The following is a 23,861-nucleotide window of genomic DNA, read 5'->3' as shown; positions in this document are numbered from 1 at the left end:
AGGGGGGGGGAATTGGCCCGCTGGTCACGGGAGACTGCTCCGTATAATAGCTGGAATCCCCTGCCCTGTTTACTGGCCTCCAAGATTCTATGTCTGCGACGATCGACAGTTTTTCGCACGAAAATCCTTACAATCGCGACTTCTGGCTTAGTTATTGCGCCAATTTGGCGTTGATCGTCGGCATGAGCAGTCTGTTTCGGTACGCCGACTTTATTTCCTATCTTGGGGGAGGCCCGTATCAATTGGGGTTGGTGACCGGCTGCGGGATGACCGGCGGTCTGCTGGGGCGGTTTCTGCAAGGACGCCTGATCGATCGACTGGGGCCGCGGATGGTTTGGCTCAGTTCGCTGCTGGCGCTGTCTCTGTTTATTGCGTTGAATCTGACGGTCGAGCAACTTGATTCGGCTTGGATTTATCTCTTGCGAATCGGGATGATGATTAGCCTGGCCGGAGCGTTCGGCGCTTCGTTGACCTCCGTTTCGCTGAAAGCTCCGCCGGGGCGAACGGCGGAGATGGTCGGCGTGTTGGGGTCGTCAGGGTTTGTCGGCTTGGCGATTGGACCGGTGATCGGCGACTGGATTTTTCGGGGCGATGAGATCACCTTCGTTCAGGTTCGCGCGATGTTTTTGCTGGCGGCGTCCATGATGATCGTCTCCATGGCGCTCGCCTATCTGGCGACACGTCGTGACCTGCGTGCGCCGCATCACGACCATCCTTCGGCGCTGCGGCTGGTGCGTCAGTTTCACCCAGGGTGGTTGCTGTTGATCGGCGTCGTGGTGGGCGCCGGAGTCTTGTTTCCCCAAGTCTTTGTACGCAGCTTTACCGAGTCGCTGAACATCAATCAAATCCAATACTTCTTTCTCGCCTACGCGTTCACGGCGTTTTCGGTACGGATCGCGACGCGCCAATTTACCGATCAATACGGCGTGAAGAATACGGTGATTCTCGGCATGGTTTGTTTGACCGCGTCGATGCTCGCCTATCTGCCGGTCAGCCAGGCTTGGATGTTGCCGCTACCCGCCCTCTTTGGAGGCGCGGCGCATGCGTTTCTTTTTCCGGCCGTCGTCGCAGGCGGCTCAACCGCGTTTCCGCGGCGCTATCGTGGGACCGGCACCAATCTGATGTTAGCGTCGCTTGACTTTGGATCGCTCGTGGGATTTCCGTTAGAAGGAGCGATTGTCAGCCAAGCCGATGCGATGGGATGGCCCGGCTATCCGACGATGTTTGTCGTGTTGGCGAGCCTCTTTGCGGTGATCACGCTGTTGTATGCGGCGTTTGGCGAAAAAGAGGTCGGCGAAGAGTATTTTGACTTGGCGAAGTCCGAACCGCCGCAGACCATGGATCCGGCCGCGCCCCCAAGTTCCCGCGATATCGATCAGGCGGATCGCGAAGCGACCAGTTGCCGGTAGTAGTCGATCGACATTTGCAGTCCGGTCTCGAAGTCGATCTCGACTTCGTAGCCCAGCAGCGTGCGGGCCAGCGTATTGTCAGCCATGCTGTCGCGAACATCGCCGACGCGGGGCGGAACATGTTGAGGCTGAACGTTGGCGCCGAGTTCGCGATTCAGCAGTTCGATCAAGCGCAATAGCGACGTGCTGCGGCCGTTGGCGACATTGATGATCCGACCAGCCACCCCGTTGGCGTCGGCGGCGGCCAGGTTCGCCAAGGCGACATTTTTGACGAAAGTGAAGTCGCGCGATTGCTCGCCGTCTCCGTAAATCACCGGGCGATCCCCTTGCAGCAGCAATGTGATAAAGATCGGGATCACTGCCGAGTAGGGACTATCGGGATCTTGCCGCGGTCCAAACACGTTGAAGTAGCGCAGGCCGACCGTCTCGATGCCATAGGTGTGATAGAAGGCTTGCAGGTAATACTCGGCCGCCAACTTGGCGGCGGCATAAGGAGAAAGGGGATTCGGCAGATCAGTCTCGCGTTTGGCCAAGGTCGGCGCGTCGCCGTAAGCGCTGCTGGACGCAGCGTAGATCACGCGGCGAACATCGGCTTGTCGCGCTTCGTTCAACAGATTGACGGTTGCGGTGACGCAGTGAGCGTGCGTGTCGAGGGGACGTTCAACGCTAAGCGGCACCGATGCGAGCGCCGCTTGATGAAAGATAACGTCGACGCCGCGTACAGCGTCCGCTACGACGGCGCTATCGGTTAGGCACCCTTCGACAAATTCGATCCGCTTGGCGACATGGTCCAGATTGCTGCGCTTGCCGGTGCTCAGGTTGTCGATGACACGCACCTGGTCGCCGCGGGCGACCAAGGCTTCGACGATATGCGAACCAATAAAACCAGCGCCGCCGGTGACAAGATACTTGGCCATAGTTCCGCTGCTTTGACGCTTGAAAGGGGAAGGGAGCGGCCAAGTTGACGGTTAATTCAACTTGGCGTTCATCGCGACCGCCGCTTCGATGCGACCGCCGATCGAAGCGATTCGTTTGGCGGCGGACGTTACGTCATCTTTTGTGGCGCGCCCCAAACAGGCCGTCAAGTAGATCGACTGGCACAAGACGCCGTAGAGTTCTGTTGAAACGGCGCCTGGATGCTCGCCGACCAGGATGATCAGGGGCCAGATCTCACTCAAATCACGCCAGACCGCTTGGGCCGACTCCAGATCGCTCCGCGATACCGTGTAGAGACTACGTCCCGCAGGCAAAAAGTCAATTTCTCCGCAGCGAAGTCCGACCACGCGTTCGGTCCATTTCGTTTCGCGGCGGATGACCTCGTAAAAACCAAGGGAATCACGCATGCCGAGCCGTTGCGAAAGCTGCTTGCCGTGCACGTCGCCGTCGATGATCAAGACGCGGCGATTTTCGCGAGCGGCCGCCAGCGCCGTGTGAAATCCGGCCTGATGTGCGTCATCGCCGCCGTCAGCGGAAAGAAACAGGGTCGACGTCGGCTGCGACGAGACATGCGCAAGTTGCTCGTACCGCTCGCGGATCCGCGCGTCTTGCAATTCGGCCAGCGTTTGTTCTTCGTACGAGACGAGATGGGGCCGAGGAATTGTCGACGTGAAAGTTCGCAATAACGAAGGGGGTTCTGATGCTTCGACCGGCGGCGTTTCGGCGACTTGCGGCTCTTGCTCGACGCGCGGCGGTTCTGCAGCGGCGCGTGCCGATTCAAACTTCGCTTTTTCCTCCGCTCTTAGCCGTACGATCTCGGCCAGGTCACGCTGATGGCTGTCGATCGTCTGGCGCGCCTCGGCCAGCGCCGCGTTCAATTCGGCTTCTTTGCAAGCGAATTGCTCGGCTTGCTGGGTTAACTCGGCGCTCAGGCTGGCGCGCAACGCTTGTTCATCGACGGTCGGCGTCGCTTGGATCGCTTGCTGGATCTTCTGCAGCTCGGCTTCTTTCCGTTCCAGCTGCAGCGAGAGATCGGCCGCTTCGTCGACGAGGTATTGATGCGACTCGCCCAACTCATCCAGCCGCTTCGTCAGTTGCGCCTGATCCTGCAGGAAGCGAGCTTCATCGGCTTCGCGCAGACGCGTCGACTCGGCAAGATGCGTCTCGAGCTCGGCTTCCAGCTCGGCGCGCAGTTCGTCATGCGAGGCCGAGTCGGTTTGATGCGACTGAAGCTGCGATTGCAATCCAGCGAGTTGCTGTTCCAGCCGCTTCTTTTCCGCGTCAAGCTCTAATTCCAACTGCTGACGCTGAGCGACGAGCGCTTGCTCGCGGGCCGTCACTTGCTGCTCGTATTCGGCTCGCAACCGCTGCTCGGTCTCGGCGACCGCTTGATCAACGGCGGCGGCGACTTCGCGAACCGAATCAATTTGCCCCCCCGTATTGTTGATCGTCGGCATGGCCGCAGGGGCGACGCCCTGCGACTGCAAACGTTTCAACGCGTCGAGCATTTTCGACATAGGACCAACCTTCGGCTAATCAGGCATGCTCGCGACGAAGCGAACTGAAGAGCCGGCGAAATTCGCGGCGACGGCTGCGAGTCGGCGCTGCTTCGGCCGCAGGATCCTCGATGATCAAGATGTCACGATCATCCGCCGGAGTCGGCGCGGCGGTCTTGCGCACGTGCCGCGACACGATCTCTTCATCGCGGGCATACGGAGGCATCACCACATCGACCGCAGCGACCGAATCGTGATTCGACTCGACCATCATCGGCATCGGCTCCAACAGCGACGCGATCTCCACCCCTTCTCGGCTTTGGACCTGCTTCAGCGAGCCGCGGGCTTCGCTAAGGCTGGCGTAGCGATCCAGAATGATCTCTTCGTTGGCGAACGACTCGTCAAACGGATCTTTGACGGCGCTGATGAACTCCAGCTCCGCTTCCGGTTTGAAGGGAGACTCGGGGTTGAACTCCATCTCCGCGGCGCTCATTCGCAGCGTCGCAGCCGAGTCGGCGTCCATCTCGCTCCGCTTTTGCTTGGGAGGCTCCATAATCCGCGACGGGAATTTCACGGAATGGGGCATTTCCCCTTCTTCCTCTAACGAGCCGAACTCCAAGACGCCGCCGTCGCCGCTCGGCGCCGAGAACGCTTCTTGGCTGGTCGTCCATGGTCCCGGCATTTGTTGCAGGTCGGCCCAAGCTTCTTCGATGCCGCTCGCATCGACTTGCTTGTGCGATCCGAGCGAAGCCAAGACGAGCACATGATCGCAGAGTTGGTTGATCAAACGAGGAACGCCGCCGGTTACCTGACTGAGCGAGTCGATCGCACTGTCGGCGAAGAGAGATCGTTGGGCGCCTGACTCTTCCAATTGAAATTTGACGAACTCGGCGGTCTCGGCCTTCGAGAAGGTTTCGAGATAGCAGCGAGCTGCGATCCGTTGATTGAACGAAGCAAGGCGGGGCGAAGCGAAACGTTCTTCGAGCGTCAAGCCGCCGGCGAGCACCATCCCGACCAGCGAATTGCCTTGCGACGAGATGTTCGTCAGCAGACGAAGTTCGTCCAGCAACCGGGTCGGCAGCGTATCGGCTTCATCAATGAAGACAAGCAGACCCTGGCGATCGTCATGCGACGAACGGAGGAAGTCGACCAGTGACAATCGCAGCTCCCCTTCTTCCAAGCCGCGATAAGGGAGACCCAGTTCATATAGCAGCGCCTGCAGCAGAGCGCGACGCGAGCAGACGCGACCACACTGTAAGAAAGAGATGTGGCGCTCGGCTTTCAAGTCTTCCGCCAGGACCTTCAGCAGCAATGACTTGCCCAGACCGGGGCCGCCGATAAGCAGCGCCGGACCTTCGCCACGATGCAGGCAACGGCGTAGCGTGCTGCGCGAGGATTCGGCAGCCGCAGAAGGAAAATAGTAGGGGGCGTCGGCGGCTGCTGGAAAAGGGCGCCGCGTTAGCTGATAAAACGATTCGTACATTGCTTATTCTTCCTAGGCTGTGCAGGCTTCCGTTCGAGACTGCAAGCCAAGTATTCAAAGTGATTTGCGCTGCGCGGGGTGCATTTCAACCATCGGCAAAAACGGGGGAAGATCTCCACCGTGACCGCCGCGGATTGCGAATGCTGACCATTAATGCGCAAACTTCCAAATTTGGTTTTGAGCGTTATATAAGGCCGTGAATGGTTCGTGCGTAAAAGTACGTGTAAAGTCGGGGTCCACCAACAGGGCGACCAAGATCAAGCCGACCAGCGCCACCAGCGAATACTCGCTCGCGACAATCGCAAAGCGGGCGGCGACGCGTGTCACCGTTCGCTTGCGGGGGATCGCCGGTCCGCCGGGCAGCGGCAATTCGGCCGCGATCGAAACGCCGGCGGCTGCGGCGATCTCTTTGGAGCTGACCAAGATCGCTTCTTGCTCTGCGGTCGGAACGCAAAGGGCCGCGAAACCACCCAGCAACGTCGCGATCGCCAGCAACATGCCGACCCGCTTCAAGGGAAATTTGCCGCCGATCATTCCGGCCACGTGCGGCGACTCGGCCGTCTCCACGCGTATCGACGTATAAAAGCGATGGCCATCGGCCGCGATTTGGTGTTTGCCGCCGACTGCTTCCAGCGACGATTTCGCTTGCTGCACCGCTTGTTTCAGACGCTGATGTTCGGACTTGATTTTCGCTACATCGACCGGCGGCAACTGCGCCGGAGCGACGGAAGGGGGCGGATCAGAGAACTGCGGCACTTGCTGCAACTGGGCTTGGAGCCCGGCGATTTTTGCTTTGACGTTAATCACCATGGGGTGGGCTTCGGTCCGCTGCGATAGCAGCGCGGCCAATTCACTCTCTTGGTCAGCGATCTGCCGTCGCAGTTCTCGCCACTGCGAGTTCTCTTCGATCTCCGGCGCGGTCACGCTGACAAACGGTTGTCTTCCGGCTAGGGTATCGCCATGCTTCGCGACGAAAGCGTCTAGTTGCTGTTGTGACTCATCCAAAGTGCTGCGCGCCGTTTGATTCAGTTGGATCGCTGCGTCCCCGATTCGATTCGCTTGGTCATCGGCGTGCTGATCGATTTCACGTCGGTACGTTTCGCCGACCTTGCTGGCCAATTGAAGAGCTGCACCAGAAGTGGGGGCGGTGGTCAGGATTGAAACGTCCGCCTGATGGCCGAGCGGCCGCGCGACAACTTCGATCCGAATTTGCTCACGCAGCGCGTCAACGTTCGCCAACTCGGCCGCAGTTGTTGGAAGTTGCTCAGCAATCGACAACAAAGCGACGTCGGAGAGCGTATTGACTTTCGCTTCCTGCGCGACGCTGACCAAAGACGTTTCATCCGGCAGATCGGCCGAGACCAGCAACCCCTGCTGCGCGACGACTGATTCGACCGGAGTGCGGCAGAAGTAGAGTCCAAACGCGACGACGGCCAGCGCCGTTACGATAAACGCATAGGCGCGACTCGCAGCGCTAGATCGCGCCTGTTGCGTTGCCGAGTCTTCCAATTTCTACTCCTCCGTGGGGCAGGCGGATGCTAGCTGTCCATGCCAACAGTTTGCCGTTGTCTTATTCATCGGCGCCCGAAGAGCGGCGCTTCATACGAATCGTCCAGTTCGCACGCCGAAATCTACGGGTTAAAATAAACATCCTCGAATGGATTACCCCCAGCGGGAGACGCGCCTTGTTCAAGCGGAAGATCTGCGGAATCACTACGGTCGAAGATGCGACGGCGATGATCGCCGCTGGCGCTGATGCGCTGGGGCTCAATTTCTATCGGCAGAGCAAACGCTATCTCAACGCGGGAATTGCCGCCGACGTTCGCGAGGCGATCTCAGCTGACGCCGCCGTGGTTGGTTTATTTGTCAACGCTGACGTTGTGGATGTCGTTGCAACAGCCAAGCGACTAGCGCTCGATTGGATTCAATTGCATGGAGACGAGTCGCCTGACTATCTTGCGCGCCTCCGGCATCTCGGTGCTCCGCCGGTGCTGAAGGCGTTTCGCTGCGGTCCCGATTGGCGAAAGGAAATGATTGAGTTCCTATCGCGATGCTCGGCGCGTGACTGTTCGCCGGCCGCCGTCTTGGTCGACGGCTTTCAGCAAGACGCCTATGGGGGAACTGGCCATCCCGCCGACTGGAAATCGCTCGCGGACTGGAGCCAGTGGCTGACGATTGAGCATCTGGTCCTAGCAGGGGGGCTGACTCCCGGGAATGTCGCCGCGGCGATCGCAGCGGTTCAGCCCAGCGCGGTAGATACGGCTAGCGGGGTCGAGATCGAGCCGGGAAAGAAAGATAGTTCGCTTGCGACGCGATTCTGTGCAAACGCCACAGCGGCGATGGGCATGTAAAAGCCCTGTAAAACCCGCTTTTGCTAGCGTTCGGGCATTTACGGATTTACTGATAATGGGCTACATTAACGGTTCCCTGGTAGCCGGGTACGACGGCCCCGTTGCGCATTCCGCTAGAAATGCGGTGTAACGGAGATTGCCGATTCTGATTTTCCAATTCATTGAAGGAGTACTCTCCGTGTCGCAAGTTGAAAAGCTCCCCTACAAAGTTAAAGACATTAGCTTAGCCGCGTGGGGGCGGAAAGAGATTCAACTGGCCGAGGTCGAAATGCCCGGCTTGATGACTCTCCGCGAACGGTATGGCAAGGACAAGCCGCTCAAAGGCGCTCGCATCGCCGGTTGCCTGCACATGACGGTCCAGACCGCAGTCTTGATCGAAACGCTGATCGAACTGGGCGCCGAGGTGACCTGGAGCAGCTGTAATATCTTCTCGACTCAAGATCATGCCGCCGCCGCCGTCGCCGAGCGCGGTGTGCCGGTCTACGCCTGGAAGGGCGAAACCGACGAAGAGTTTGATTGGTGCATCGACCAGACGATCATCTTTCCTGACGGCAAACCGCTGAACATGATCTTGGATGACGGCGGCGACTTGACCGTCATGGTCCACGAGAAATACCCGGAGCTGTGCGAAGGGATCCGCGGTCTTTCGGAAGAGACGACCACAGGCGTGCACCGTCTCTATCAGATGTTCAAAAAGGGCGAGCTGAAGATGCCCGCGATCAACGTCAACGACTCGGTCACCAAGAGCAAGTTTGACAACTTGTATGGTTGCCGCGAATCGCTGGCCGACGGCATCAAACGCGCCACCGACATTATGGTCGCCGGCAAAGTGGTTGTCGTCTGCGGTTATGGCGACGTCGGCAAGGGCTGTGCCCAGTCGATGCGCGGCTTTGGCGCTCGCGTCATTATCACCGAAGTCGATCCGATCATTGCGCTGCAAGCGGCGATGGAAGGCTATCAAGTCACCACGGTCGAAGAATGCGTTGGCTACGCCGACATCTTTGTCACCACCACGGGCAACCGGGACATCATCACCGGCGCTCACATGGAACAGATGAAGAACGACGCGATCGTCTGCAACATTGGTCACTTCGATCTTGAGATCGACATGGCCTACCTGACGAAGACGCCGGGCATTTCGCGCGACACGATCAAGAGCGACGCCGTTCCTGGCGGACCCCTGGATCGTTTCACGTTCGCCGACGGTCATTCGATCCTGGTTCTGGCCGAAGGCCGCTTGGTCAACCTGGGCTGCGCCACAGGGCACCCGTCGTTCGTCATGTCGAGCTCGTTCACCAACCAGGTGATCGCTCAGCTCGAATTGTGGCGAAACTCCGACGAATACCCGATCGGCGTGCACGTCTTGCCGAAGCATCTGGACGAAGAAGTCGCTCGGTTGCATCTTGACAAGTTGGGCGTGAAAATGACCAAGCTGACGCCGGTGCAAGCGGATTACATCGGCGTGCCGGTCGATGGTCCGTTCAAGCCGGATCACTACCGCTACTAAACCGAACGTTCGACTCATCGCGAGACGAGTTGACCTGAGATACGCTTGGGGGGCTGCGACGGAATAGTCGCAGCCCCTTTTTGTTTTATTTGCACGTCAAGAGTAAGCATCGAATGCCACAGATTCAAGCAATTCGCGGACTCCGTTACGACCTGGGCCATGTCGGCTCGCTTAGCAATGTGGTCGCGCCGCCGTACGATGTGATCGGTACGGAACTTCAAGAGGAGCTCTACCAAAAGCATCCCGCCAATACCGTGCGGTTAATCTTGAATCGCGAAGAGCCCGGCGACAATGAGAACCACAATCGCTACACGCGGTCGGCGCGGCTCCTGAAAGATTGGACGCGCGAAGGGATTCTTTCGCAGGAATCCGACCCCGCGATCTACGTCTACCATCAAGAGTTCGAGGTCGAAGGTACGCACTATGTTCGCCGTGGATTTATGGCCGGCGTCAAACTGGTCCGCTTCGGCGAAGGGAACATTTACCCGCACGAAGAGACCCACTCTTCCGCCAAGGCCGATCGTCTGAAGTTGTTCAAAGCGACCAAAACCAATTTGAGCCAGATCTTTGGGCTCTACCCCGATCCGAGCAATAAGACGCAAAGGCTGCTGGACGACTATGTGATCGACAAGACTCCCCTGGTCGCGACGGATCACTTGGGAGTTGTCCATCGCTTGTGGCCGATTTCTGATTTGTCGCTGATCTCCGAAGTTAGCTCTGCAATCGCCAATGCGCCGATGTATGTCGCCGACGGACATCATCGCTACGAGACGGCCTGTAATTACAAAGATCAACTAGCCGAGTCGGGCGAGTTGACCCCGGTTCATCCGGCCAATTATGTCATGACAATGCTGGTCAGCATGAGCGATGAAGGAATGATCGTCTTGCCGACGCATCGTCTCTTCCGTGGTCTGCCGGCGATGAAGTCGGACGACCTGGTCGCCAAACTGGGCAAATACTTTGACGTCGCCATCGTCGGCCAGGGGGCCGAACTGGCCGATACGATCTGGACCGACATCGCTACCGGCGACGAGCAAGGCAAGATCGGATTCTATTGCCCCGTGGACAATACCTGGGTGATGGCCAACTTCAACGAAGAAGGTCAGGCGAAAATGTCCGAGATCGCCGCCGAGCATAGCGGAGACTGGCAAGCGCTCGGCGTATCGATCTTGCATCGCCTGGTGATCGAAACGTTGCTCGACGCCAAAGAACTGCCGAAGGCCAACTATGTCCACCTGGTCAGCGAAGTCGTGGAAGGAATACAGCAAGGCGATCCCGAGAACGGCGGCCAACCTTATCCGCTGGCGGCGATCGTGATGCCGGCGACCATCGACCACATTCGCACGATCAGCGAACATGGCGAACGAATGCCCGCCAAGAGCACCTACTTCTATCCCAAGCTGCTCAGCGGGCTGGTCTTCAATCCGCTGAGCTGAAGTCAGGGATCTTGGCGACGTTTACCGTACGCTGCAACCTGCCGCAGATCGGTCAATCGTTACCGTTTCACGTGAAACATTGCTTCCGCCAAAGGGCGTTTCGGACGATCGTTCGGAACGCCCTTTTTGCGTAGTTTGGGTGTTTCACGTGAAACAGGCGAGATTCGGCTGCCTGTGCGTTTCACGTGAAACATGCCGATTTCCGTTTTTCACGGGGGAAATGACATTCCTCGTTTGTGCGCTTCCTCGCTAGAATCCCTACCCCGCACGACCTCATCCGAAGTCGTGCGACCCCAGGACAAGGCGAACCGTGGCTCGAATCATCTGCATCGCGAATCAAAAGGGAGGCGTCGGCAAGACGACCACGGCTATCAATCTAGCCGTCGCTCTGGCCAAGGCCGCTCAGCGCACGCTGCTGATCGATCTCGACCCGCAGTGCAACGCGACCACGGGATTGGATTTGGCGCCGACGGACCGACATCCATTGGTATTGCAGCAATCGCTGCGGGACGCGATTCAAACGACGGCGATTGATGGTCTGGACCTGTTGCCCGGCAGCCGCAGCTTTCAGGATGTCGAGACCCTGGCTTCGGATGATCAGTCGCAGCCCCACGCCGCCGTCCTGCAGTCGCACCTGGAACGCGGCATGGCCGGTTACGACTTTGTGTTGATCGACTGTCCGCCATCGGTCGGTAAGCTGACGCAAACAGCGCTGGCCGCGTCGACCGAAGTGCTGATGCCGATCCAATGCGAGTATTTCGCGATGGAAGGGCTGACGCAGATGATCCAGGTGATTCGCGGCGTGATGCAACAGAAGCCCGATCGCCTGGCGTTCGGCGGGATCGTGCTGACCATGCACGATCCCCGACTAGAGTTAACCGCTGAGGTCGAGGACGAAGTCCGCGACTTCTTTGGCGAAGTAGTGTTTGACACCGTGGTGCCGCGGGATGTCCTCGTCAGCGAGGCGCCCAGCCACGGTCGTTCTGTGATTGATCATGCGCCCCGCTCACGAGGAGCGCGCGCTTACATTGAACTATGCATGGAGGTACTCGAGCGTGACTAAGCAAAAACGTCTGGGACGTGGATTGGCGGCGTTGTTGGGCGGGCCGATGGACGAAACCGGCGGCATGATCGACGCACCGATCGAAGCAGGCTCACCGCGGGTCTTCAACCCTGATGACGGTGACGCCGATCAGCACAACGAACCGATCCCCAGCGCCGCGCCGGCTCCCGAAGAGTTCGTAGGCGAACGGCTGATCAAGCTGCCGGTCGAAGAGATCGAAGCGAACCCCTATCAACCGCGACAAGAGTTCAACGACGAAGAGATCGCCGAACTAGCACAAAGCCTGCGGCAGCACGATATGCTGCAGCCGATCGCAGTTCGTCAGATCGACGGGCGCTATCAACTGATCTCGGGCGAACGCCGCCTGCGCGCCGCGATCGTCGCCGGTTGGGACCACGTGCCGGTTCGGGTCTTTGAAGCTGACGACCAGACCGTCGCCGAATTGGCGATCGTTGAGAACTTGCAGCGGAAAGATCTGAACGCGATCGAAAAAGCGATGTCGTTTGAGCGCTATATGCACGAAAACGGCTGTTCGCAAAGCGAACTGGCCGAGCGGATCGGCATCGATCGTTCGACCGTGGCCAACTTGGTCCGATTGTTGGAGCTGCCCGAGCCGGTGCTGACCTCCGTGATGATGGGAGAGCTGACCGCCGGACATGCGCGGGCGTTGTTGCCGCTGGGCGAAGAAGGAATCCAAGTCGAGTTTGCGCGTCGGATCTTCGACGAAGGTTGGAGCGTCCGCGCTGCTGAAGAAGCGGTGCAGGATTTCATTCATGCGGAGGATGGACCTGCGACCATCAAGAAGCCGGTCAAAAAAGGGCGAACCGCAAGCGATCAAGTTGCGTCCTTAGAGCAGGAATTCCGTATGGCCCTGGGAACCAAGGTCGACATCAAACAGACGGCCCGGGGAGGGAAGATCGTCCTGCATTTCAAGGGAAATGAAGAATTCGATCGTTTGCGAGACTATCTGATCGGCGGTCAGGTCGAACTTCGCAAAGCGGGCTAAAATTTTGCCCCTCTTGTGAATGGATGTATAGTACAGGTATCATTGTCAGGTCCCCGCTCGGCGGATAAGATCGGGGACTAATGTTCGGGGTGTGGCGCAGCCTGGCTAGCGCATCTGCTTTGGGAGCAGAGGGTCGCAGGTTCGAATCCTGTCACCCCGACTGAGGCGAAGCCTCAGTAGTAGAGAGTAGAGGGGAGAAAGTAGAGCAGTAGAGCGTTACAGGCCTAGGGTTTTCTCAAGGGCGAAGATTCTCACTACTGCTTAGCTTTCTCCCTCTCTGCTCGGTCTACGGTTCTTCTTTCTACTCACTTCTTCTGAGTAGCCAAGTGACGTTCCAGTTCGAGAAACTGTTCGTCTACCCGAAGGCGATCGATTTCGCCGATCCGATCTGTTCGGCGACTGAATCCTTTCCCCGCGGCTATGGCTTCCTCGTTGATCAACTAACAGCGCCGCCCTTTCCCTTGCCGCCAACAGCGCCGAAGGTAACGGCCGCTTTACCAAAGCTTGACCGCAGGAATTTTTTCATGATCACCTACGGCTCGGTACAGGAATGCGTGCCGTTGTTGGAGTTGGCCCGGCGTCGTAGCTTGTTTGATGATGCCGAGCATGGTGAGCGGAAAGCTCAGCTAGAGGATATCGCTTAGATGCTATTGGGCTTGGTCAACGGCCTAGAGAATCGTGCCGTCTGATGGAGGTGGGAACCCTTGCGATAGCGAATCGATGTTCGCTCGTGGCCGATCACCAACAGATGTGGTGATCGGCTGTTTCTCGAATTAGATCCCGCGTCGCCTACTTCACTCGCTTCCAAACATGCATCCACTGCCCACTGCCGGGCGCCGTTTCAAATTTGGTCGGGCGAGCTTCGCCGGCCGGAGCCAAGATCACGCGGAATTCATCCCCGTTGACTTCGTAGATGCCAAGGCAAGTTTTTTCCTTTTCGCCGTTGGTCTCGTTCGTCGCGTCGATCGTCTTGACGTCTTCCGCCACGCCCAGCTTTTGCGTTCCCTCGAGCTTGCCGATTTCGGCCAGCATGACGGTGTAATGGTCTCCCTGGATTTCCAGCTTGCCATCTTTGAGTTCGGCTTGGGAGAGCACATTGCCATCGGCTTCGCCGCCGCTCAGGTACCAGACGCCTTGCAGCGCGTCGCCGGTGGGCGCGACGTTGGTTTGGGTTGCTTCGTCACAGAATAGCGCGCTGGCGGCCAACAGCATCATAATTGGGAATCCCATAGGAGTCTCCTGTACATTGCGAAAGGGAAATCGGTTCTCGTAGAAGCTTAGATTCCATTTTTCGCGCAGCTGGATAATCCGGCTCTCTCAGAGAAGTTGTTGTAAAGCGGCGAGCGAATACAAGGGAGAGTCGGATTGAACTAGGCGCACTTACTGCGTTCAACTGCAACTGCGATGGAAGCGTCATGCGAAAGTAACCGGTTTCAGCTAGCAGTCTGATCTCTTCCTGCTGCTCCTTCTCTTCCGGTGGCGAAGAATTCCTGAATTCTGATCGGCGCGACTTCTGAATCCGCATGTCATAGATCGGTTGTGATGGCTCACGGAACATTTACCTAGGAAATGCTCGCTCCCCCTCTCTCGGCGGGCTATAATCTTCGGCTGCTATTTCCATCTTTTCAACCGTGACGCACCGCTGCAATCAAGGAGACAGGCGCATGACCTCGTATCTCAAGGCAATCCTGGTTGGTTTTCTGACGGCGACGATGGCGTTTTCGCCGCAGTGGGCGTTAATGGCCCAAGAGGCCGCGACGGTCGAGAAAGGGAGCTTGGGTCTGGAATATGTTCCGGACAACGCGGTCGGCGTTGGCTTTCTACGTGCGGAACCGCTGTTGACCTCGTCGGTCGTAAAAAACTATCCCGTGGAAGTGGCGCAGGCGTTCGGCGCGAAGTACCTCGGATTTGATCCGATGCGGATCACTTCAATCCTGTTAATCGCGACTCTGCCGACGCCGGAGAATCCGACGCCTGACGTGGTCGCCGTGGTGAAGACGTCCGAGACGCTGCAAGGGGAAACCTTCTTCGCCAACATCGGTGAGTTGGTCGAGGAGATGGCCGACCAAGAAACGGTGAACGAAGTCTTTGCGGGGTTGAAAGGGAAAGCCTTTTTCACCGAAGCGTATCCGCTCGATTACCTCGCGGCGCATCAACTGGACGAGCATACGTTTCTGCTCGGTTCACTCACCGCCGTCGCCGCGGTCGTAACCAACGGTCCCCATGCGCAGCTCACGCAGCCAGCCCAAATGTTGGCGGACGCCGGCGATGATGCCGACGTCGTCTTGATGCTCAACATGGCGCCGGTGCGAGACCAAATCAATGGGATCATCGCGCAGCAAGAGATTCCGTTTCCGTTCGCCGTTTATAAGCAGATTCCGGATTCGACCAAGTCGATCACATTGAGTGGTCATTTCACCAACAAGATGGCCCTGACGTTGAAAATCGACGCGGTCGACAAAGAAGCGGCGCAAAAGCTGGAGTACATGGCCGGCTTCACCATGGAAATGGCCAAAGCGGCGATGTTGGGCGAAGCCCAAAAGTTGGCGGATAGCAAAGACGAAATCGAAGCCGCGATGGGGCAGTATCAAACTCGCATGGCCGAATCGATGCTCAAACTGCTGCAGCCAAAACGAGACGGCGACGCGCTAGTGATCCGATTTGAACAAAGCGAAGACAAGATCGCCGCGACCAATGTGGCGATCGTGGGAGTTTTGGTCGCGCTGCTGTTGCCGGCGGTTCAATCGGCGAGAACGGCGGCGCGGCGCGCGGCTTCTGCCAATAATTTAAAGCAGATTGCACTGGCGATGCACATGTTCCATGACACGTACCGCACGTTTCCTCCCCAGGCGATCACCGACAAGGAAGGAAAAAAACTGCTCTCTTGGCGCGTAATGATTTTACCGTTCATCGAACAGCACGCGTTGTACGAGCAGTTTCATCTCGATGAGCCCTGGGATAGCGAGCACAATCGAAAATTGATTCCGCGGATGCCGGCGATTTACAACAATCCCAATAGCACGACGCCGGAAGGATACGCCAACTATGTGGGATCACTCGGCAAAGGTATGTTTTTCGAGCAACCGACGGCGCCGCCGGAAGGCCAGCCGTTCGCACCGGGGCTTAGCTTCCGTAACTTCACCGACGGCACGTCTAACACCCTGATGTGCGTTGAAACCAACGAAGACGCCGCGGTGATCTGGACGCAGCCGAGCGATCTGGAGGTCGACCTGATGAACGTCTGGAAGAATTTGGGGAAAGCGCAACTGGGCGGATTCAACGCCGCCTATTGCGACGGCAGCGTCCGCTTCATCAACATGGATACGCCTGCCAAAACGCTGCAACTGCTTTTTCAGCGGAATGATGGTCAGGTGATACCGCAGTAAGTCTAGGTTCGGCCGCGGTCGACGCTAACTATGAAGAAAGCCCGGCGTCTGAACTCAGACGCCGGGCTTCGATGTTACCATTCCAATCGCCGTCGAACGACTAGCTGAACTCAACGTCGCGATTTTTGCCCGGCATCGGCACGGCGTAGCGGCCGTTTTCGTCGGGCATGATCGGGGCCGGGCCATCGACCGTTAGTTTGTCGACGTTCGGCGCGAACTCGTGCTCGCAGTGGAGCATTTGGTCGTAGGTGATTTCCTGGCCGGTGTGAGCCGCCATGCGACCCATGCTGGTGACCAGACTCGCTTCGACGCCGCGAGGGACTTCGTTGTACGGCGTGTCCTTGACGATCGCGTCGATGAAGTCGTTCCATTCCAATTGGTAGGGGTTTTCTTCGGGTTGCGGCCAGGCCCACGTCACTTCGCGGCGATTTTGGTTTTGGCCGCTGAAGGTGCGCACCTTACCGGGAGTGTGACCCGAAGTGCTGACAATCGCCGAACCCTTGCTGCCGTGGACGGTGCTTGACATGTCGTTGCGGCAACCGAGCATCGTGCGACCGTCAAAGAAGAGCTTCGACCCGTCGTCATAGGTGTACTCGACGGCGTACGAGTCAAAGTTTTGATCGATGAAGTCATCGCGATGATGTCGCCCGCCGAGCGCTTGCGCTTTGACCGGCCACGAGTTTTTCATCCACGACGTTTCGTCGATTTGGTGGATGTAGAAGTCGCTGAAGCAACCGCCGCTGGCCCACAGGAAGCTGTGGAAGCGTTCGATCTGGAACATCACTTCCGGCGTTTCGGCCGGTTTGCGGGTCGAGAACGCCGAGGCGACCGGCCCATGCATGCGATAGGCCCGCATCATGATGATGTCGCCGATTTCGCCATCTTGGATGCGCTTGTGCAACTCTTGGCGTCCGCGGCAGTGACGAACCATCAGGCCGACGGCCGACTTCAAGTTTTTCGCGTCCGCTTTTTCTGACAACGCCAGCATTCGCTTGGCGCTCGGGCCATCGGCGATGAGCGGCTTCTCCATGAAGACGTTCAAGCCTTTGTCGATCGCATAGGTGTAGTGGACCCAGCGAAACGCCAGCGGCGTCGCGAGAATGACGATGTCGCCTGGGTTGAGTGCGTCCATCGCGTTCTTGTAGGCTTCAAAGCCGACAAACTGACGTTCTTGGGGGACGTCGAATTTGTCTTCTTTCTCTTGGTACAAGCGTTCGAGCGTTTTGTGGCTGCCCGCCAAGCGATGATCAAACACGTCAGCCATCGCGACCAACTTGGTGCGAGCGCCCGGTACGTCTAGGCAGTTCGCCGCGGCGCCGGTTCCACGACCGCCACAGCCAACCAGAGCGACTTGAATCGTGTTGATCTCTTTTTCTTCGGCATGGACATGCGGAACAGCGAAGGCGGCCAATGCCGAAGCCGTACCGGCGACTTTGATAAAGTTGCGGCGGTTTTCTGTCGTTTCGATTCGTTCGCTCATGATCAGTCCTGTGATAACGGGAAGTGTTGCGGGGAATAGAGAGGGGCTAGTAAACGTCGCGAGCGCTGTTCCAGTAGAAGTACATCTCTTCCGGAGAGGGAACCTTTACTGGTCGTACGATGCGAAAGCCTAGTTGGGTCGCGTTGGTGTGATACCAGACGCTTTTGGGTAACTGCGGATCTTGCTGTTTCCAGGAGGGGTCCGATCCGCGCCGCGCCGCCGATCGAAGTCGATCTGGATCATCGTCCCAGCCGCCGCCGCGAGCTGTGCGCGGATAAAGGGTGACCGGTTTGATGTAGGGATTGTTCGCGTGGCCTTGGATCTTGTCAAAGTAGTCAGGCAGGTATTGGTCAGCGGTCCACTCCATCACGTTGCCATGCATGTCATGTAGGCCCCAGGGATTCGGCTTCTTTAGGCCAACCTTTTGGTACTTTTCGTTCGCGTTGTCATAGAACCAACCGTACTGCTTTAGCTGTTCGGGATCATCGCCAAACGAATAGGCGGTCGAAGTGCCGGCGCGGCAAGCGAATTCCCATTCGGCTTCGGTCGGCAGTCGATAGAAATGACCGGTTTGGGCGCTCAACCACTGGCAATACTTGTTGGCCGCGTGCTGCGTCATGCTGATCGCAGGATAGCCATGTTGCCCCATGCCAAAGCTCATCTCGGTGTAGGGAGGAGTCGGCTGACTGACCGCATCGATAATGGTGTGCGTCTGGGCGTCATAATCGATGCGTCCCCCATCTTTGCGGCGGTCGATCTGGGTGATCATGAACGGTTCGTACTCGTCCCAGGTCACTTCGTATTTGCCGATCCAGAAGGGATCGACGGTTACCTTGGTTTGCGGTCCTTCGTCGGCATGGCGAAGCTCTTCATCAGCCGGACTCCCCATCAGAAATTCGCCGCCAGGCGTCGCAACCATGTGAAACTCAACTTCGGTCAGCGGAATTACTTTTGCGTAATCCTGCGGATCGCCGGCTTCGGCTTTCGCCTGGGCGACAATCTTGGCGTGGATCTTTTTCACCAGGTCGAAGTCGTCGGCCGAAACAAAACTGCCGGCGGGCTTGGGCTTGGCCGTGAGAGTCGTCCCTTCCGGCCACTCGGCGCCTTCGGCGATCCAGCGGCGCAGCAGCTCGGTGCTGGCTTTGGGAAGCGGGCCGCCAGAATGCAGCGGCGGCATCAGTTGATCGTCAGTACGATCCAGGACCGTCAAGCTGTAAATCGAACTCTCTTCCGGAGACTCGGCGACGATCGCGCTGTCATAGCTCGTTTCGTTGGCAAGCGTCTTGGTCGTCAGATTGAAATCCCCTTCCGGCGACTCGCCAGAATGGCAAGAGACGCAGTTGGTTTCCAGAATCGGCGCGATCTCTTTGCTGAAATCAACTTTGGCCGCGGTCGCCGAGACGCCTAGACAGGCAATCGAGAAATAGCTGAAGAGCTGGATACTTGTCTTGAGATAGCTGATCAATCGTCCGTTCCTAAATAGACATCGGCAGGCAAGTCGGTCATGACTGCGGCGCCTTGCGGGGGAGAAAACACTTGAGTTGCGTGCGGCAATCAAGTACGACTCTTGGCGAAGAGATCATCACCTGGGGCCCTTCATTCTAGATGGTTCGCGCCGCGCGATCCTCTTATTTCTGCTGCGGGATAGCGTCATCGCGGAAAAATTTCGGGAAAATCGCAACAAATTTCAGCCCAATTGCCAACCTTCGCGGATTGGCGCTCCTGTTGCAAATAGCGTTCGACCCCAGGAAGTTACGGTCTTTCTGAAATCGCTGGTCGCCGTTCCCTTGACGCGCGGATAGAATCTCGACAACAGAATGAAATCCACTCAAATGGCGGGTGTGGATTTCCATTACCATAAGGGGCGCTCTTCTGGTCTGTTCCCAAATTCGGCCCGCGAATCGACACCGATCGGTTTGGCCGAACTTCCCATGAGAAACGCAATGAGATTTGAGATAAATAAGGCGTACTTGCTGAGCGGAATTCTAGCCGGCGCGATCACAATCACCTGTTTAACCGGGTGTGGCGGGAAGCAAGAGGCAATCTCCGGCGGCGAGACGACAAACGAGACGCCGGACGTCGCTGCGCCAAGTTCGGACGTCGCCGCGCCAAGTATCGAAGAGACCAAAGCGATCTTGGAAGAGGGTTACATCTACGGTCTGCCGATCGTGATGAACTACGCAGTGATGTACGAGTATTCGGTCGATCCAGATTCTGGACAGTACAAAGCGCCTTTCAACGAGATCAAAAACGAATCGCGCGTCTTTACCTACAAAGACACGGCCATTGTCACGCCCAATAGCGACACGCCGTATTCGTTTCTCTGGATGGACCTACGGGCCGAGCCGCAAGTAATTTCGGTCCCGGCGGTCGAGAAAGATCGCTACTACGCCGTGCAGCTGGAAGATGGCAACACCTTCAACTACGGTTACATCGGCAGTCGCACCACCGGCAATGAGCCTGGTGATTTTCTGGTGGTTGGACCTGACTGGAAAGGTGAAAAGCCGCCGGGCGTCAAAGGGGTGTTCCGCTCCACAACGCAGTTTTCGATCGCTGGGTTTCGCACTCAACTGTTTAACGCTGAAGACATGCCGAATGTCGTGAAGATTCAGTCGGGGTACAAAGTTCAGCCGCTCTCCGCTTTTCTGGGCCAACCGGCGCCGCCTGCGGCGCCCAAGATTGATTTTCCGAAGATCGACAAAGCAATGTTGGAGACCGGCTTTTTCGGCTATCTCGACTTCTGTTTGCAGTTTGCTCCGGCGGGTCCAGAAGAAAAAGAAATCCGCGGCAAACTTGCCAGCATCGGCATTGGGCCAGACAAGAAGTTCAGCATGAAGGAACTCTCGCCTGAACATCAAGCGACCGTCGCAACCGCGATGAAGCAGGGTGATGAAAAGGTCCAGAAGTATCTGGAAGGTGCGTTGAAGGACGTCAACGGTTGGAAAATCGCCTCCCCGTTTGGCGATCGAAAATTCTTTGCTGGTAATTGGCTACTTCGCGCCGCCGGCGCCAAGGCGGGGATTTGCGGAAACGATTCGGTCGAAGCGACTTATCCGATCACTCGCGTCGATGTCGATGGAGAAACGCTTGACGGGAGCAAACACGACTACACGTTGACGTTCGCCAAAGGAGAATTTCCGCCGGTCAACGCCTTTTGGTCGGTGACGATGTATGACGGCGAAAGTCAATTGTTGATTGAGAACCCGATCAACCGCTACTTGATCAACTCGCCGATGCTGCCAGAAATGCAATTGAATGAGGATGGCTCGCTAACCCTCTACATCCAAAAGGATAACCCCGGCAAGGACAAAGAAGCCAACTGGTTGCCGGCCCCCAACGGTCCGATTTATCTGGTGATGCGCCTCTATTGGCCGAAGACGGAAACGCCCTCGGTCTTGCCGGCAGGCGAAGGGACCTGGCAACCGCCGGGCGTTCAGCAAGTGAAGTAGACGGTCATCGTTCTCGCCTGTAGCGCCCAAAGCTTGGGGCGCTACGGCGCTGTGAGCCGCTGCAGCAATCCGTCGCGATACGAAGTCAGTTCGCCCGAAACATTCGTGAACAGCGACGTTTCTGTCTGGAACGCCCCGTGGATCTCTTATTTCTCGCAGCGTGTTGAGGGCAACTCGTGCCGAGATCTCAGCGGCAAGCTGGAGCTCAAGGGGCGATATTCATTAATTTCTTCCAATATTCTAAAGTCGATATTCTTGCCGCAAATTACCCTGCTTGACGGTGAGTGTTTCGCACATTAGGGTGGCTCTGCTTACATAAGTACAGGTTGATCCGCTGATCAGTTTCGCCAGGTAAACCAGCTAAGAAACTGGCTTATGTCGCCTTTTTGGGGCGAGATCTAGGCTGCATGCCCCCAGAAAGTAGTTTAAACTGGCCGTGCTGAAGTTCCCAGATGCGCTACATCTCGCATTCTGTCTAGTCGCCGCCAAGCTCTCAAATATCGCGATTGGTCAAGCAGCAGACGTCATCCAACGCAGGCGAGATGGCCTGTTGAGTCAGAAGATGTCGATGTTCCACTAAAAACGCGGGATCAGTATAATCCCCCCCTCGGCGCCGGCATCGGTTGCGGATCAGAAGTTCTAATTGGAAGAATTTGACGTGCTCAAAATCGCATCACCGCCGAAACGCCAACGTCTGGAAAAGCCTCCCGGCGTAACGCCTATTCGCGTCTGGTGGGAGTACGTAGGCGTCATCGGCCTGATGCATCTGTTTGCGTTATATGCTTTCTGGCCCTGGCTATTCAGCTGGACCGGTGTCGTCTCGGTTTTCGTCGGCCACCATTTGTTCGGCATGTTTGGAATGACGGTTGGCTATCACCGTCTGCTCACGCACCGCAGTTTTCAGTGTCCGCTTTGGCTTGAGCATACCTTCGCTATCCTCGGCGTTTGTTGTTTGCAAGATACTCCGGCTCGTTGGGTTGCAACGCACCGCGTGCATCACCAACACTCGGATGAACAAGAAGATCCGCACACGCCGCTGGTAAACTTCTTCTGGAGTCAGGTGGGCTGGCTGATGGTGAAAGATCGCAACTTCGGCAAGATGGCGCACCTGGACCGATACGCCCGCGACGTTGTCCGCGACCCGCTCTATCTGTGGTTAGAGCGCGGCCAAAACGGCTTGCTTGTATTTGTCGCTCACGCTTTCGTCATTTATCTGATCGGCGGCGCTATCGGCTATTTCACCGGCGGATGGAGCGAAGCCTGGCGGATGAGCTGGAGCTTGTTGATTTGGGGAGTCTTTGTCCGGACCGTCTTCGTCTGGCACATCACCTGGGCGGTCAACTCACTGACGCACATGTTTGGCTATCGCAGTTATCAAACGAGCGACGACAGCCGCAACAATTGGCTGATCGGCTTGTTGTCGCACGGCGAAGGCTGGCACAACAATCACCATGCGCTTCCGACCGCCGCGGCCCATGGACGACGCTGGTGGGAACTGGATCTTTCGTATCGGGTCATCTGTAGCCTGGAAGCGGTGGGGCTAGCCTGGAATGTCGCGCGGCCCGATCAGAAGTTGGCGACCAAAGCCCGGGCATAGACGAGCGCAAGTCACTTGATATCGAATCAAAAATAGCTCGCCGCAGAGAATTGCGACGAGCTATTTTCTTAGCCGCTTGGTTTACGATGATGCTAGGGCGCGCGGCGCGATTGACCGCTTTTAGCGCTGCGATTTCTTCGCATGCGCGGCGACATCGGCGGCCGCTTTGGTGGGTACGCCAGGCTTGTTGAGAAAGCCGAGATCTTTTAGCCATTCGGCATATCGCGCCGTCCACGTGCCAAACGGAATGCCTCCGCGATCTCTCAAGCCTCCGCCGTGACCGCCGTTGCCGTAGATGTGCATTTCCAGATTCGGAACGCCTGCTTTTAGCATCGCCGTGAAGTAGTCGGTCGCCCAAAGTGCATGGACCTTGTCGCCTGATCCGGCCGAAGCGATAAAGCTGGGAGGAACGTCGCCGGGAATGCGGGTCTCTGGATCGGCGGTAAACGGAGTCGGTCCCGGATAGATCACGCCGACAAAATCAGGGCGCGCCGAAATCTTGGCCAACGGATCGCCAGCGCCTCGGTTGTTGCTTGCAAATTGTTCGTACAGCACAGCCGTCGGCGCCGAGAGTTCGGCGCCGGCCGAAAATCCCATGATCCCGATTTTCGCCGGATCTAGCTTCCACTCGGCGGCGTGAGCGCGAACCAAGCGAATTGCTTGAAACGCGTCATTCACGGCGTCGACCTCAGCCACGTAGCCATCCACGCGCAGGCGATTGCGCAGAATGATGGTCGAGACTCCCAGCTGTTTGAAGAAGGGAACGCAGTCGGCGCCTTCCGGTCCGACCCACAAAATCTTATGGCCGCCCCCGGGTGCGACAATAACGGCCGCGCCGGTGTTGTTGGGCTCGTCGGTCGCTAGATGGACCTCGATCGACGGATTGTGAATGTTAATTACGTTGAGAATGTTTGCAGGCTTCTTCTCGAATGTCGAGTTGTAGTTCTCCGCTTCATGGACGCGATCTTGATTCAACTGCGGCGAATCAGCTGGATAAAGCGACAGTAGGATGCCGCCTGGCACGATCGGTTGCGGCTGATAGGGTTCAGCGGCGGAAGAATATGCGGGATTTGCTAGTAAGAAAATAGCCAAGACCAAGCATGGGGTGAGCAAGTCTTTCATGGTCCAATTCCTGGAGAAGTAGTGATCGAGCAGGGGGGCTTTGCGGGAAATGCATCTCGACGGCACGCTGCATTTTGTCGTCGCAGGCATTGCGGTGAACTATCATGATATCTTGCGGCGCGGCGCGTAGCCACGCTCGC

19 protein-coding genes and 1 tRNA gene are annotated in these 23,861 nt (G+C 57.4%); 11 read left to right on the top strand and 9 right to left on the bottom strand.

Annotation, left to right across the window (positions count from 1 at the left end):
- The first annotated feature begins 89 nt into the window (after positions 1–89).
- A complete protein-coding gene (locus DSM3645_RS23875) occupies positions 90–1,409 on the top strand; it encodes an MFS transporter (RefSeq protein ID WP_002655194.1) in 1,320 nt (439 codons plus the stop codon).
- Here the strand turns inward: DSM3645_RS23875 and DSM3645_RS23870 are convergent.
- From DSM3645_RS23870 to DSM3645_RS23855, 4 genes are all read right to left on the bottom strand, one after another.
- Entirely contained in the window at positions 1,376–2,326 is a 951-nt protein-coding gene (locus DSM3645_RS23870) for an SDR family oxidoreductase (RefSeq protein ID WP_002655193.1), read from the bottom strand. The genes DSM3645_RS23875 and DSM3645_RS23870 overlap by 34 nt on opposite strands.
- A 51-nt stretch (positions 2,327–2,377) precedes the next feature.
- Complete coding sequence (locus tag DSM3645_RS23865) at positions 2,378–3,862, bottom strand: hypothetical protein (protein ID WP_002655192.1); 1,485 nt, start codon at positions 3,860–3,862, stop codon at positions 2,378–2,380.
- 19 nt (positions 3,863–3,881) lie between these two features.
- A complete protein-coding gene (locus tag DSM3645_RS23860) occupies positions 3,882–5,324 on the bottom strand; it encodes an ExeA family protein (RefSeq protein ID WP_002655191.1) in 1,443 nt (480 codons plus the stop codon).
- Positions 5,325–5,474: 150 nt separating this feature from the next.
- On the bottom strand, positions 5,475–6,833 hold the full coding sequence (locus tag DSM3645_RS23855; protein WP_002655190.1) for a hypothetical protein: 1,359 nt from the start codon (positions 6,831–6,833) through the stop codon (positions 5,475–5,477).
- A gap of 176 nt (positions 6,834–7,009) precedes the next feature.
- On the opposite strand from DSM3645_RS23855, the gene DSM3645_RS23850 reads away from it, so the two are divergent.
- From DSM3645_RS23850 to DSM3645_RS23820, 7 genes are all read left to right on the top strand, one after another.
- Positions 7,010–7,675, top strand: a complete 666-nt coding sequence (locus DSM3645_RS23850; RefSeq protein ID WP_002655189.1) for a phosphoribosylanthranilate isomerase — start codon at positions 7,010–7,012, stop codon at positions 7,673–7,675.
- 178 nt (positions 7,676–7,853) lie between these two features.
- Entirely contained in the window at positions 7,854–9,182 is a 1,329-nt protein-coding gene (gene ahcY, locus DSM3645_RS23845; RefSeq protein WP_040353304.1) for an adenosylhomocysteinase, read from the top strand.
- 113 nt (positions 9,183–9,295) lie between these two features.
- Entirely contained in the window at positions 9,296–10,618 is a 1,323-nt protein-coding gene (locus tag DSM3645_RS23840; RefSeq protein WP_002655187.1) for a DUF1015 domain-containing protein, read from the top strand.
- A gap of 310 nt (positions 10,619–10,928) precedes the next feature.
- Positions 10,929–11,681, top strand: coding sequence for a ParA family protein (locus DSM3645_RS23835; protein ID WP_002655186.1), 753 nt, complete (start codon positions 10,929–10,931; stop codon positions 11,679–11,681).
- Positions 11,682–11,727: 46 nt separating this feature from the next.
- Positions 11,728–12,687, top strand: coding sequence for a ParB/RepB/Spo0J family partition protein (locus DSM3645_RS23830; RefSeq protein ID WP_002655185.1), 960 nt, complete (start codon positions 11,728–11,730; stop codon positions 12,685–12,687).
- A gap of 85 nt (positions 12,688–12,772) precedes the next feature.
- Positions 12,773–12,847: transfer RNA gene (locus DSM3645_RS23825), tRNA-Pro, on the top strand.
- 166 nt (positions 12,848–13,013) lie between these two features.
- The gene (locus DSM3645_RS23820; protein ID WP_002655184.1) at positions 13,014–13,331 is read left to right on the top strand and encodes a four helix bundle protein; all 318 of its coding nucleotides are present in this window, start codon (positions 13,014–13,016) and stop codon (positions 13,329–13,331) included.
- Positions 13,332–13,476: 145 nt separating this feature from the next.
- Here the strand turns inward: DSM3645_RS23820 and DSM3645_RS23815 are convergent, their stop codons facing one another.
- Positions 13,477–13,917 (bottom strand): TIGR03067 domain-containing protein, encoded by a 441-nt coding sequence (locus tag DSM3645_RS23815; protein ID WP_040352970.1) that lies wholly within the window; start codon positions 13,915–13,917, stop codon positions 13,477–13,479.
- Between the two features lie 434 nt (positions 13,918–14,351).
- Here DSM3645_RS23815 and DSM3645_RS28900 point away from each other — a divergent pair, with 434 nt between their 5' ends.
- Entirely contained in the window at positions 14,352–16,073 is a 1,722-nt protein-coding gene (locus tag DSM3645_RS28900; protein ID WP_002655182.1) for a DUF1559 family PulG-like putative transporter, read from the top strand.
- 100 nt (positions 16,074–16,173) lie between these two features.
- Here DSM3645_RS28900 and DSM3645_RS23805 read toward each other — a convergent pair whose 3' ends face one another.
- The 3 genes from DSM3645_RS23805 to DSM3645_RS30325 form a co-directional block, all read right to left on the bottom strand.
- On the bottom strand, positions 16,174–17,553 hold the full coding sequence (locus tag DSM3645_RS23805; RefSeq protein WP_002655181.1) for a Gfo/Idh/MocA family protein: 1,380 nt from the start codon (positions 17,551–17,553) through the stop codon (positions 16,174–16,176).
- Positions 17,554–17,599: 46 nt separating this feature from the next.
- Positions 17,600–19,018 carry an SUMF1/EgtB/PvdO family nonheme iron enzyme gene (locus tag DSM3645_RS23800; RefSeq protein WP_002655180.1) on the bottom strand — a complete coding sequence of 473 codons (1,419 nt, stop codon included), beginning with the start codon at positions 19,016–19,018 and terminating at the stop codon, positions 17,600–17,602.
- A gap of 163 nt (positions 19,019–19,181) precedes the next feature.
- Positions 19,182–19,412: a hypothetical protein gene (locus tag DSM3645_RS30325; protein ID WP_131282813.1), complete on the bottom strand. Its 231-nt coding sequence runs from the start codon at positions 19,410–19,412 to the stop codon at positions 19,182–19,184.
- 84 nt (positions 19,413–19,496) lie between these two features.
- On the opposite strand from DSM3645_RS30325, the gene DSM3645_RS23790 reads away from it, so the two are divergent.
- Both DSM3645_RS23790 and DSM3645_RS23785 read left to right on the top strand, forming a co-directional pair.
- Positions 19,497–21,002, top strand: a complete 1,506-nt coding sequence (locus DSM3645_RS23790; protein WP_050769495.1) for a DUF1254 domain-containing protein — start codon at positions 19,497–19,499, stop codon at positions 21,000–21,002.
- A 658-nt stretch (positions 21,003–21,660) separates the two neighbouring features.
- Entirely contained in the window at positions 21,661–22,599 is a 939-nt protein-coding gene (locus DSM3645_RS23785) for an acyl-CoA desaturase (RefSeq protein ID WP_237564923.1), read from the top strand.
- Between the two features lie 120 nt (positions 22,600–22,719).
- Here DSM3645_RS23785 and DSM3645_RS23780 read toward each other — a convergent pair whose 3' ends face one another.
- A complete protein-coding gene (locus tag DSM3645_RS23780; RefSeq protein WP_002655176.1) occupies positions 22,720–23,721 on the bottom strand; it encodes an alpha/beta hydrolase in 1,002 nt (333 codons plus the stop codon).
- Between the last annotated feature and the right edge of the window lie 140 nt (positions 23,722–23,861).

Source organism: Blastopirellula marina DSM 3645 (assembly GCF_000153105.1).
GTDB classification, from domain to species: Bacteria; Planctomycetota; Planctomycetia; order Pirellulales; family Pirellulaceae; genus Blastopirellula; species Blastopirellula marina.
This window is presented reverse-complemented; position numbering and strand designations above follow the sequence as displayed.